The organism is Caenimonas sp. SL110, assembly GCF_001044395.1.
In the GTDB taxonomy this organism is placed as follows: Bacteria; Pseudomonadota; Gammaproteobacteria; order Burkholderiales; family Burkholderiaceae_C; genus Ramlibacter.
Window position 1 is genome coordinate 72,574 of the sequence record NZ_JANU01000002.1, and the last position, 12,258, is coordinate 84,831.

General features: G+C 63.3%; 11 protein-coding genes. 8 read left to right on the plus strand and 3 right to left on the minus strand.

Annotated features, from left to right (window positions below; genetic code table 11):
- Positions 1 to 3 precede the first annotated feature (3 nt).
- On the minus strand, positions 4 to 1,674 hold the full coding sequence (locus AQ12_RS01020; protein ID WP_048437980.1) for an ABC transporter ATP-binding protein: 1,671 nt from the start codon (positions 1,672 to 1,674) through the stop codon (positions 4 to 6).
- A gap of 138 nt (positions 1,675 to 1,812) precedes the next feature.
- Here AQ12_RS01020 and AQ12_RS01025 point away from each other — a divergent pair, with 138 nt between their 5' ends.
- From AQ12_RS01025 to AQ12_RS01060, 8 genes are all read left to right on the plus strand, one after another.
- Positions 1,813 to 2,796, plus strand: a complete 984-nt coding sequence (locus AQ12_RS01025; protein WP_048437981.1) for a glycosyltransferase — start codon at positions 1,813 to 1,815, stop codon at positions 2,794 to 2,796.
- 61 nt (positions 2,797 to 2,857) lie between these two features.
- The gene (gene mnmG / locus AQ12_RS01030) at positions 2,858 to 4,822 is read left to right on the plus strand and encodes a tRNA uridine-5-carboxymethylaminomethyl(34) synthesis enzyme MnmG (RefSeq protein ID WP_048437982.1); all 1,965 of its coding nucleotides are present in this window, start codon (positions 2,858 to 2,860) and stop codon (positions 4,820 to 4,822) included.
- Positions 4,819 to 5,457 carry a 16S rRNA (guanine(527)-N(7))-methyltransferase RsmG gene (rsmG, locus tag AQ12_RS01035; RefSeq protein WP_048437983.1) on the plus strand — a complete coding sequence of 213 codons (639 nt, stop codon included), beginning with the start codon at positions 4,819 to 4,821 and terminating at the stop codon, positions 5,455 to 5,457. The genes mnmG and rsmG overlap by 4 nt, the downstream gene beginning before the upstream one ends.
- A gap of 43 nt (positions 5,458 to 5,500) precedes the next feature.
- Complete coding sequence (locus AQ12_RS01040) at positions 5,501 to 6,115, plus strand: LysE family transporter (RefSeq protein WP_048437984.1); 615 nt, start codon at positions 5,501 to 5,503, stop codon at positions 6,113 to 6,115.
- Complete coding sequence (locus tag AQ12_RS01045) at positions 6,112 to 6,885, plus strand: ParA family protein (RefSeq protein WP_048437985.1); 774 nt, start codon at positions 6,112 to 6,114, stop codon at positions 6,883 to 6,885. The genes AQ12_RS01040 and AQ12_RS01045 overlap by 4 nt, the downstream gene beginning before the upstream one ends.
- 56 nt (positions 6,886 to 6,941) lie before the next feature.
- On the plus strand, positions 6,942 to 7,481 hold the full coding sequence (locus AQ12_RS01050; protein ID WP_048437986.1) for an alpha/beta hydrolase: 540 nt from the start codon (positions 6,942 to 6,944) through the stop codon (positions 7,479 to 7,481).
- A gap of 7 nt (positions 7,482 to 7,488) precedes the next feature.
- Complete coding sequence (locus AQ12_RS01055) at positions 7,489 to 8,406, plus strand: ParB/RepB/Spo0J family partition protein (RefSeq protein ID WP_048437987.1); 918 nt, start codon at positions 7,489 to 7,491, stop codon at positions 8,404 to 8,406.
- Positions 8,407 to 8,498: 92 nt separating this feature from the next.
- Positions 8,499 to 9,578 (plus strand): Fic family protein, encoded by a 1,080-nt coding sequence (locus tag AQ12_RS01060; RefSeq protein ID WP_048437988.1) that lies wholly within the window; start codon positions 8,499 to 8,501, stop codon positions 9,576 to 9,578.
- A 92-nt stretch (positions 9,579 to 9,670) separates the two neighbouring features.
- On the opposite strand, the gene AQ12_RS01065 is transcribed toward AQ12_RS01060, so the two are convergent.
- The gene (locus AQ12_RS01065) at positions 9,671 to 10,675 is read right to left on the minus strand and encodes a hypothetical protein (protein ID WP_048437989.1); all 1,005 of its coding nucleotides are present in this window, start codon (positions 10,673 to 10,675) and stop codon (positions 9,671 to 9,673) included.
- A 79-nt stretch (positions 10,676 to 10,754) separates the two neighbouring features.
- Entirely contained in the window at positions 10,755 to 12,179 is a 1,425-nt protein-coding gene (locus AQ12_RS01070) for an FAD-binding oxidoreductase (RefSeq protein WP_048437990.1), read from the minus strand.
- Positions 12,180 to 12,258: the final 79 nt, after the last annotated feature.

Genomic DNA, 12,258 nt, shown 5'->3' on the forward strand with positions numbered 1-12,258 from the left:
GGGTCATTCTGGCGCAGTGCGCGCACCCTGCGTGATGGAGCAGATCCTGGAGTCATGCATGGCGACGATGCGGTCGGCCAGTGCGAGGCTGGCGGGCCGGTGCGTGATGAGAATGACGGTGCGGTTGGCCAGCGCCGCTTCGCAATCGCTGATGAACGCCTGCTCGCCCGCAGGATCGAACATGGCGGTGGCTTCGTCGAGCACGAGGATGCGCGGGTCCTTGAGCAGCGCGCGCGCAAGGGCAATGCGCTGGCGCTGGCCGCCCGACAGGCGCACGCCCTGGTCGCCGATGAGTGTGTCGTAGCCTTGCGGCAGCTGCGCGATGAAGGTGTGGGCTTGCGCAACCTCGGCTGCATGCGCGATGGCCGCTGCAGTGGCTTCGGGCCGGCCGTAAGCGATGTTCTCGCGCACGGTGCCATTGAACAGCAGGACGTGCTGGGGAACGACCCCGATCTGGCTTCGCAGGCTCTTGAGGCTGACCGTTGCGATGTCGATGCCGTCCACCAGGATCTCGCCGGATTGGGGTTCGTGCAGGCGCATCAGCAGGTGCGTGAGGGTGCTCTTGCCGGCGCCATTTGCACCGGTGATGGCGATGCGCTCGCCGGCTGCGATTTTCAGGTCGATGCCACTGAGGGCAGCGGGCCGTCCGGGGTAGCTGAAGCTGACGTTGCGAAATTCAATGTCGCCGTGCAGTGGCGGCACGTCGTGCCCCGCCTGGGCGATGGCTTCGGGCTTTTCGGTGAGCACGTGCATCAGGCGCGCGAGCGTTCCGCGTGCCATCTGGAACTGGCCCCACACGCCCGCCAGCGACGACACCGGCCGCACGATGAGCGCGCCGTAAAGCAGGAAGCTCACCAGTTGCGCCGCGTCCATCCGCGCTGTGCCCAGCCGTTCACCTGCGACCCACAGCAGCAGCACGACAGAGGCCGCTGCCATGATCTGGACCAAGGGTTCGAGCGCAGAGTAGATGCGCAGTTCTTTCAGCCCCAGCGATCGCACGCGTTCGACCTGGCGTGCGTACCGATCCGATTCGTGCAGCTCTCGCGTGAACGTCTTGATGGCCGGGAGCATGACCAGGTTTTCTCCGGCGACGGAGATCGCCTGTGCATCGGCGCGCTGGATTTCGCGAGCCAGCGGACGCAGGCGCCGCCCAACGATCTTGGCCACGAGAAAAAAGCCTGGCACAAGGAACGCCACGAGCGCCGCGAGCAGGGGATCGACCCTGAACATCAGGATCAACGCGCCCGTCACGGTCAGCAGCAGCGCAGGAATCGACAGCAGCGTCTGGGTGATGAAGCCGGCCAGCTGCGCTGCTTCGTAAGTCAGGAGCGCAAGGATGTCGCCCTGGTTGCGCTTGTGATGGAACTGCAACGGCAGCGCCTGCAGGTGGTCATAGACGCGTGTTCGCAATTCGGCGAGCACGCCTGCAGCCGCCGCGCCCGAGACGTAGTTGCTGGCAAATTTGAGCAGCGCCTGAACGACCAGGACGCCCAGCAGTGCGAGCAGGATCGGGCCGGTGGACGCCGGCGCATCGGACAGCATGAGCGCGGCGTAGCGCCCGCCCAGCCACGGAATGCACAGGGACGCCGCCGTATCCAGCAGCGTCAACATGACAGCAAGGGACAGCTGGAAGCGATAGGGGGCGGCATGGCCGACGATTGCGCGAAGCGTCATCAGGTCACTGGGCGGATTCGTTGGCGGCGGCGTGCAGCATGTTCAGGGGTGGCGTGTGGGTCGGGTGAGTCTGGGAACTGGGCTAGAGTACGCCAATGTTGACGGGCCGGTAAAGAGTCCGCGGCTGCGAAACGAACAGTGAGCCCACTCCCCTCATCACCCCCTCCGATTTCTCCAGTCCCGCAGGGCGTGGAGCGGCCGCAGTGGTCGGTGATGATTCCCGCCTTCAATGCGGGGCGCTATCTGGGCGGTACGCTGCAATCGGTTCTCGCGCAGGCACCGCCGGCCGACCAGATGCAGATCTGCGTGGTGGACGACGCGAGCACCGATATCGATGTGCGCCAGCTGGTGAGCGAAATGGGGCAGGGCCGCATCGAGTATGTCCGCCAGCCTCACAACGTGGGCAGCGTCGCCAATTACAACAAGTGCGTCGAGCTGGCGCGTGGTCACTGGGTACACCTGTTGCACGCCGACGATCGGGTGCAGCCAGGCTTCTATGCTGGCCTGGGAGACCTCTTTGTTCGATACCCGGAGGCGGGCGCTGCGTTCTGCAGGCACCGGCACATCGACTCGGATGGCAATGAGGGCTACGTCACCGAAGCGGAACTGCCGGTCGAGGGTCTGGTTCCGCACTGGCTGCAAACGCTTGCGACGGAGCAGCGCCTGCAATTTGTCTGCATCGCGATTCGACGCAGCGTGTATGAGGCGCTGGGCGGATTCTTCGGCGCAGAGGTGGGTGTTGACTGGGAGATGTGGGTGCGAATCGCGAGCAGGTACCCGTTTGCGTACACCCCGCGCACGCTCGCCGATTACCGTGTGCACGGCGCCTCCATCACCGGTGCCAAGCTGGTCTCTGGCCAGAACGTCGAGGAGTTGTTGTGGGCGGTGAAGGCGACTGCGCGTTACCTGCCGCCCGACGTCCGGGATTCGGTCGCGAAACAGGCCGTCGCCCTGATCGCGCTGGATGCGGTGCGCTCAGCCGGCAACCTCTGGAGATGGGGTTTTGACGCAAAGTCCGTCAGGTCGCTGCTGGCCCAGGCCCTGTCGCTCAGTCGCGCACCACGGCTGTGCTGGTGGGCGGTCAAGCTCTACATCAAGACCGTACTGAACATCCGCAGGTGACCGCCCGGTAAAATTGCGCGCTCCCCCCTCTGGAATGACTCGCGGTCTACGCGGGACCCCTATGCTCTATCCCCAGGAATTCGACGTCATCGTCGTCGGCGGCGGCCATGCCGGTACCGAGGCCGCCCTGGCTTCGGCGCGGATGGGCTGCAAGACGCTGCTGCTCACCCACAACATCGAGACCCTCGGGCAGATGAGCTGCAACCCGTCCATTGGCGGGATCGGCAAGGGTCACTTGGTCAAGGAGGTCGATGCGCTTGGTGGCGCCATGGCGATTGCGACCGATGAGGCGGGCATCCAGTTTCGCATCCTCAACAGTTCCAAAGGCCCTGCCGTCAGGGCGACGCGCGCGCAAGCCGACCGCATTCTCTACAAGGCGGCCATCCGGCACCGCCTGGAAAACCAGCCCAACCTCACGCTCTTTCAGCAGGCCGTCGATGACCTGATGGTGGAAGGCGACCGGGTGGTGGGTGCTGTAACGCAAGTTGGTATTCGCTTCCGTTCTCGAACAGTCGTTCTCACGGCCGGGACCTTCCTTGACGGACGCATCCATGTGGGGCTCAACAATTACCAGGCGGGGCGGGCGGGCGATCCGCCGGCGATTTCGCTGTCGGCCCGGCTCAAGGAACTCAAGCTGCCCCAGGCCCGGCTCAAGACTGGGACGCCGCCGCGACTGGACGGGCGGACCATCGATTTTTCGAAGTGCGAGATTCAGCCGGGTGACACCGATCCGGTGCCGGTGTTCAGCTTCATGGGTACCGCGGCGATGCATCCGCGGCAAGTGCCGTGCTGGGCCACCCACACCAACGAGCGGACGCACGACATCATCCGATCTGGCTTTGACCGTAGCCCGATGTTCACGGGGAAGATCGAGGGGGTCGGCCCGCGTTATTGCCCGAGCGTCGAAGACAAGATCAACCGCTTCGCAGGCAAGGACAGTCACCAGATTTTCCTGGAGCCGGAAGGGCTCACGACCAACGAGATCTATCCCAACGGGATTTCGACCAGCCTGCCGTTTGACATTCAATACGACCTGGTCCGCTCGATGGTCGGCCTGGAGAATGCGCACATCCTGCGACCGGGCTACGCCATCGAGTACGACTACTTCGATCCGCGTTCGCTCAAGAGCAGCTTCGAGACGCGGTCAATCGCGGGACTGTTCTTTGCGGGGCAGATCAATGGCACCACCGGCTATGAAGAGGCAGCGGCCCAGGGGCTGTTCGCCGGGATCAATGCCGCGCTTCAATGCAGGGGCGAAGAGGCCTGGCTCCCGGGCCGCGACGAGGCCTATCTCGGCGTGCTCGTGGACGACCTCATCAGCAAGGGTGTGACTGAGCCGTATCGCATGTTCACGAGCCGCGCCGAGTTCAGGCTGCAATTGCGTGAAGACAATGCCGACATGCGCTTGACGGAAGCAGGGCGCAAGATGGGCCTGGTGGACGATGCCCGTTGGGATGCCTTCAACCGCAAGCGCGATGCTGTTTCACGTGAAACACAACGGCTGCGGTCGATCTGGATCAGCCCGCAGAATTTGCCTGCAGCTGAGTCCGAGCGGGTGCTGGGCAAGGCCATCGATCATGAATACAACCTGGCCGAGTTACTGCGCCGCCCCGAGATCAGTTACGCGGCCTTGATGTCGCTGGACGGCGGGGCGCTCGCCAGCTCGGCTGTTTCGCGCGAGGCATTGGGTGCGCTGTTCGAGCCGGTGGTTGAGCAGCTGGAGATTGCTGCCAAGTACTCCGGGTATATCGAGCGCCAGAAGGGTGAGATCGAGCGCTCGGCCCATTACGAGAACCTCAAATTGCCGGAAGACCTCAACTATCTGGAGGTTCCTGCGCTTTCCATCGAGGTTCGGCAGAAGCTCCAAAAGCACAGGCCTGAAACGTTGGGCCTGGCATCTCGTGTCTCTGGCGTCACACCGGCCGCGATTTCGCTGTTGCTGGTGTACTTGAAGAAGCGCCGAGCCAAGGGTTTCGACGGCCAGAAGCGCCGGGACGAGACCCCTGTCAACGACGCGGCAACATGAGAGCTGAGCTGGAAGCCCGACTACGGGCAGGGCTCGTTGCCCTTGAGCTGGCGTTGACGGATCAGCAGGTCACGCGGCTGCTCGACTACCTGGAGCAGATCGGGAAGTGGAACAAGGTCTACAACCTGACGGCTGTCCGCGACCCGGCCCAGATGCTGACCCATCACTTGCTGGACAGCCTGGCCGTGATTGCTCCGTTGCGCCGGTTTGCCCAGGGGCGGGCGATCAGGCTTCTGGATGTCGGGTCTGGCGCGGGCCTGCCGGGCGCAGTCATCGCCATCTGCTGCCCCGAGATCCAGGTGGATTGCGTGGACACGGTTGCCAAGAAGGCGGCTTTCATCCAGCAGGCGGCATTGACCTTGAAGCTGGGCAACCTGCGCGGTGTCCATGATCGGGTCGAAAATCTGACCGGTCCCTACGATGTGATCGTATCTCGTGCATTCGCCTCGCTGGTCGATTTCGTCACTTGGTCCGCCGGCGCGCTGGCAGAGCAGGGCGTCTGGATGGCGATGAAGGGCAAGTCACCTGATGAGGAAGTGGCCGCCCTTCCACCGGGCGTCACTGTGTTTCACGTGGAACAACTCCAGGTGCCTGAGCTGCACGCCGACCGCTGCCTGCTGTGGATTCGCCGCTGACGCCGTAACGTAAACTCGGTCTTCCAAGACCCCGGGGAAATTCATGTTTGGCGTTGCAGACTACGGCGCATTCGTTGCCGCAATCATCATTTTTCTGGCTATTCCCGGCCCGGGGAACCTGGCATTGATCACTTCGACCAGCAAGGGCGGCGTGGCTGGCGGCTTGGGCGCCACGATGGGCGTCATCGCGGGTGACCAGGTGTTGATGTGGGCCGCCGTTGCCGGCGTTGCGACCTTGCTGGCAACCTATCCCGCCGCTTTTCATGCGGTCCAATGGATGGGCGCTGCCTACCTGGCCTACCTCGGCGTCCGCATGTTGTTGGCCAAACCCGGCGCTGCGCCCATCCTTAACATCGAGCCGCGCCACTATTTCAAGCAGAGCGCGCTCATCACGCTGCTCAACCCCAAGGCCATCGTTTTCTACATGGCGTTCTTCCCGCTGTTCGTGGACCCGGCGCGTCATCAGGGCATGCTGACTTTCGCCGTGATGGCCGCAACCATTGCGGTGCTCACTTTTGCGTACGGCCTCGTCGTCGTGCTGCTGACCCATCATCTGGCTGAACGCATGCGCGCCAACCCGATGATCGGACGTGTGCTCGAAAAAGTGGCGGGCATCTTCCTGCTGGGCTTCGGCATCAAACTGGCGATCTCCAAGTGAGCGCAAGAATCTTTTGCGTCGCCAACCAGAAGGGCGGCGTTGGCAAGACAACCACCACCGTCAACCTCGCAGCCGGCCTGGCCAAAGTCGGCCAGCGCGTCTTGATGATCGACCTGGACCCGCAGGGCAATGCGACCATGGGTTCGGGCATCGACAAGCGCAAGCTTGAAATGAGCGTGTACGACGTGCTGCTCGAATCGGCATCCATCACCGAAGCTCGGGTGCGCAGCGAGAAGTGCGGCTACGACGTGCTCGGCTCCAACCGCGACCTGGCCGGTGCCGAGGTCGAACTGGTCGAAGTCGAGCGGCGCGACAAGCGGTTGAAAGAAGCCATCGCTGCGGTCGCGGCTGAATATGACTTCGTGCTGATCGACTGCCCACCCTCACTGTCGATGCTCACGCTCAACGGTCTGTGTTCTGCGCATGGAGTCGTCGTGCCGATGCAGTGCGAGTACTTTGCCCTCGAAGGCCTCACCGACCTGGTCAACACGATCAAGCAGGTGCACGCCAACATGAACAAGGACCTGCAGATCATCGGCCTGCTGCGCGTCATGTTCGATCCACGCATCACGCTGCAGCAGCAAGTCAGCGAGCAGCTCAAGGCGCACTTTGGCGACAAGGTTTTCAATACCGTGATCCCGCGCAATGTGCGACTGGCCGAAGCGCCCAGCTATGGCTTGCCGGGCGTCGTCTTCGACCCCAATGCACGGGGCAGCCAGGCCTATGTCGAGTTTGCCAAAGAGATGGTCGATCGCATCAAGAAATTGTAGTCATCTGCCGCTAAAGCCTTATGAATACTGACTCGATAGCTATCAAATAAAGAGCAATGAAGCCATCCAACGTCCTCGTCCTGCCCGGCTGGTTCAACAGCGGCGCGCAACACTGGCAGACCCTGTGGGAAAAGCGCCATGGCTACGTGCGCGTCGAGCAGCACGACTGGGACAAGCCGCTGCGGGGCGACTGGCTCGCGCGTCTTGAAGAAATGGTGTTGTCGCGTGATGAGCCGGTGGTGCTGGTCGCCCACAGCCTGGGGTGCATCCTGACGGCCGCATGGTCGCAGCGCTCGCTCAACACGCACCGGGTGAAGGGCGCATTGCTCGTTGCGCCCGGCGACATCGAACATCCCGACGCGCGCGATGTCATCCCGACCTGGTCGCCCATCGACCTGAGCGCGCTGGCGTTCCCGAGCGTCATGGTCGCGAGCCGTAACGACCCTTATTGCGAGTTCGAGCGTGCGCGCCTGTTTGCCCATGCCTGGGGTTCGCAGTTCATCGACTACGGCGATTGCGGCCACATCAACGCCGACTCCGGCCTGGCGAGCTGGCCCGAAGGCCATGTCCTGCTCCAGGACTTAATGAAAGACTAGAAAAACAATGGCGACGAAGAAACCCAAGGGCCTCGGACGCGGCCTGGAAGCATTGCTCGGCCCCACGGCCAGCGAATCCGCACACGAAGCCGAGGCGGCCAGTCCCGGCCAGCCCGCATCGCTTTTGCTGGCTGACATGGTGCCCGGCATCTACCAGCCGCGCACGCGCATGGACGAGGGCGCGCTCTACGAACTCGCCGAGAGCATCAAGGCCCAGGGCATCATGCAGCCCATCCTTGTGCGGCGCGTCGCCAACGGCCCCAACAGCGGCAAGTACGAAATCATTGCCGGCGAGCGGCGCTTTCGTGCGGCAAAGCTGGCTGGCCTGGACAGCGTGCCGGTGCTGGTGCGCGATGTGCCTGACGAAGCAGCGGCCGCGATGTCGCTCATCGAGAACATCCAGCGCGAGGACCTCAACCCGCTGGAAGAGGCGCACGGACTGCAGCGCCTGGTCAAGGAATTCGGACTCACGCATGAGCAAGCTGCCCAGGCGGTGGGCCGATCACGCAGTGCCGCGAGCAATCTGCTGCGCCTGCTCAATCTCGCCGACCCGGTGCAGACGATGCTGATGGCAGGCGACATCGACATGGGACACGCGCGCGCGCTGCTGGCGCTGGAACGTGCATCGCAGATCACGGCGGCCAACCAGATCGCGGCGAAGAAACTGTCGGTGCGCGAAGCCGAGGGCCTGGTCAAGAAACTCAGCGCCGAGTTCAACCTGGTCTCGCCCAAACCCAAGAACGAAAAGTCGCGTGACCTGCGGCGCGTGGAAGAAGAGCTTTCCGACCTGCTCACCGCAGAAGTCGAAGTGCGCGTGAAAAAGCGCGTGAAGCGCCACGGCCGCGTCGAGGAGATGGGCGAGCTCGCGATCCAGTTCGGCTCGCTCGAAGAGTTGAACGGGTTGATCGACCGGCTGCGCAGCTGACGCGGCGCGCCCGGGGCTGGCCAGCGTCTTGATGACTGTCAGGGTGCGCTTCAAGTGCCGTATTGGGTGTTATTGGGTGTTATATTGGAACGGTGCCCCTCCCCAACACCATTCCTATCACCCTGGAAATCCTGAGTCTCATCGCGAGCATCGATGAGTTCAAGGGTGCGTGGCGCGCTCTGGGCACGTTGGCGCCAGACCGACTCTCGGCACTGCGTCGCGTGGCCACGATCGAGAGCATTGGCTCATCCACCCGCATCGAGGGCAGCCGACTTTCCGATCGGGAGGTCGAGCGTTTGCTCTCCAATCTCAGGATCAAGTCGTTCGCCACACGCGACGAGCAGGAAGTGGCGGGCTACGCCGAGGTCATGGAACTGGTGTTCTCGTCCTGGGCGGACATTGCGCTGACCGAGAATCACGTCAGGCAATTGCATCGAGACTTGCTCGTGTACAGCGAGAAGGACACATGGCACCGCGGCAACTACAAGACATCATCAAATAGCGTCGTTGCGTTCGACGAAGAAGGCAAGCCACTGGGTGTGGTGTTTGAGACCGCAACGCCGTTCGACACCCCGCGTTTGATGGCAGAGTTGGTGGCCTGGTTCAATGGCGGGAGTGGCGATTCGCTTGCAGAACGCCTGCACCCGCTGCTGCGCATTGGCATATGCATCGTGGTGTTCCTGGAGATTCACCCCTTCCAGGATGGCAACGGCCGCCTTAGCCGTGTTCTCACCACATTGCTGCTTTTGCAGGCCGGCTACGCCTACGTGCCTTACAGCTCACTTGAAAGCGTCATCGAGCAAAGCAAGGAAGCCTATTACCTCGCATTGCGGCAGACGCAGGGAACAATCCGCACTGATGCCGCCAACTGGCAACCCTGGCTGATTTATTTTTTGCGGGCGCTGGCGGAGCAGGTACGCCGTCTCAACCGGAAGGTCGAGCGCGAAAAGCTGGTATTGGCTGCGTTGCCCGAGTTGTCGCTACAGATCGTCGAGTTCGCCCGCGAACATGGGCGTGTCACGATGGGCGATGCGATGCGCTTGACCGGTGGCAATCGCAACACGCTCAAGCAACATTTCCGGGCATTGATGGAGCGTGGTCACCTGCAGCTGCATGGTGCCGGCCGCGGTGTCTGGTACGAGCTCGCAGCCCCGCCCGCGCGCAGTGCCTGACTGATCGAAAAAAAAGGGGCGGGCAATTGCTTGCCCGCCCCCTGGAAGTCGCTGGGGACGTGGCGTCCCCAACCGATGTTGTCGCCGCGAACTTACTGGTAGTTCACCGTCACCAGCGCACCCGAGCAGTCACCGGCCGCGTAGGCATAGGTGTAGTTCAGCGAGTAACCTGCGCCCGGTGTCGATCCCGCGGCTGCGAGCGAGTTCAGGTTGGCATTGCCGGCGCTGCAGGTGCCGGCAGGAACGCCGGTGATGCAGATCTTCGTGGGTGGCAGGTTGACCGGGATGGTCAGGCCGTTGGTGGTGACGGTGCCGCTGGCCGACACGGTGATGCCACACGACTCGGTGCCGCCGGTGCTGCTGCCAGGAATGCCCGTACCTGTGAAGGTGAAGGTGATGCCGTTACCGTTGATGGTGACGTAGGCGCTCGAGTAAGCGGCGGCGAACGAGGACGGGTTGGCCCAGGTCACGAAGGCTGCGAACGAGCCGCCGTTGGCCACGTACTTCGAAAATGCCTGCAGCGCCTTGCCGTAGGCATTGGCAGCCGCGCCGAACGTCGGCGCGAGCGTGGCAACGTTCACGCCGGTTCCAAGCTGGAACTGCGTCGCGACCGTCGATGAAGCCGTGCCGAAGTTGGCGCTGCTCACGCCGCCCGTCAAGCCCTTGGAGATGCTGTACGCGACCGAGGTGAGCGGCGTCACCATGCCGGTGGTGGCGCTGCCGTTGCTGGCAATCACGACCTGCAGCGGGGTGGACAGCGGGGTGGAAACGTTGGTGGCTTCGTCGATGTACGTGCCGCCGCTGGCTTCGATCACCACGTCGCCCATGTATTCGAGGTTGAGCGTGTAGCCGCCGGTCGAGTTGGTCGTCGTGCAGGCGAGCTGGTCGCCCTTGCCGGCGGCCACGGCCTTGAAGGCGCAAACATTGGCGCCGTTGACAGGGCCCTTGATCACGGAACCGGAGACCGCGGTGGTGGCTACGGGCGCAGGGGTTGCCGGGGTTGAAGTACCGCCGCCATCGCTGCAGGCCGCAATCAGGCCGACAGCGGCAAGCGCCGCACACAAAAGCAGGACAGGTCGTTTGGTAACTGCTGACATCAGGGTACTCCGCTAGGTTGGAAATGTGACCAGAGGTTACTGGTGGTCACACTCTACGGATACCCCTCGATCACGGGGGCTAGATTGAGAAGATTTTCCCGGGATTCATGATGTTTTTGGGGTCCAGCGCGCGTTTGATCGTGCGCATCACGTCCACCGCACCGGCACCTGTTTCGGCCACCAGAAAGCCCATCTTGTGCAGGCCCACGCCATGTTCACCCGTACAAGTTCCTTCCAGGCTCAAGGCACGCGCCACCAGCTGATGGTTGAGCTTCTCGGCGACCTCGCGCTCTTTCGGGTCATCGGGGTTCAGCAGGTAGCCAAAATGGAAGTTGCCGTCGCCGACATGGCCCACCAGGAAGTAAGGGATGCCGCTTTCGTCGGCTTCTTTCACCGAGTCGAGCAGGCAATCGGCCAGGCGCGAGATCGGCACGCAGGTGTCGGTCGAAATCGCTCGGCAGCCGGGGCGCGACTGGATCGCCGCAAAGTACGCGTTGTGCCGGGCCGCCCACAGGCGCGTGCGTTCTTCGGGTGTGCTGGCCCATTCGAATGCGTTGCCGCCGAACTCGGTGGCGATCTCCTGCACGGTCTCGGCCTGCTCTTTCACGCTGGCGGGCGAGCCGTGAAACTCCATCAGCAGCATGGGCTCTTCACGCAGCCCGAGCTTGCTGTGCGCATTGACCATGCGCACGGTGTTGTCGTCGATCAGCTCCACCCGCGCGATCGGCACGCCCAGCTGGATGACCTGGATGGTGGTGCGCACAGCGGCCTCGATGCTCGGGAAAGAGCAGATCGCCGCCGAGATGGCCTCGGGCAGGGGATAGAGCTTGATCGTGACTTCGGTGATGACACCGAGGGTGCCTTCGCTGCCGACAAACAGGCGGGTGAGGTCGTAGCCTGCGCTGGACTTCCGGGCGCGCGTACCGGTGCGGATGATTTCGCCGCTGGCGGTGACGACTTCGAGGGCCAGCACGTTTTCGCGCATCGTGCCGTAACGAACCGCATTGGTGCCGCTGGCGCGCGTGGCGCTCATGCCGCCGATGGAGGCGTCGGCGCCGGGGTCGATGGGAAAGAACAGGCCGGTGCTCTTGACGGCCTCGTTGACCTGCTTGCGCGTCACGCCGGGCTGCACCGTGACGGTCAGGTCTTCAGCGTTGATCGAGAGCACCTTGTTCATGCGCGACACGTCGATGCTGATGCCGCCTTGCACCGCGAGCAGGTGACCTTCGAGCGAAGAGCCGACACCGAATGCGATGACGGGGACTTCGTAGTCACCCGCGAGCTTGATCGCATCGGACACATCCTGCGTGCTCTCGGCGAAGACGACGGCGGAGGGGGGCGGCGCCGCGAATGACGACTCATCGCGGCCGTGCTGCTCGCGCACCGCCATGGCGGTGGAACAGTTGGCGCCAAAGCGCGCCTTGAGCGCGTCTATGAGGGCTTGCGGTACGTCACGCTGGTTGATCTCAGGAACCAGGTGCGCGAAATCGGTGGGGGCGTTCATGCTTGTCTCCGGGAGCCGGGCCAGTTTAAGGCCTGCGCCCAGGGCCGTCACTTGGGGCGAGCGCCGCAAACCTTTGGCT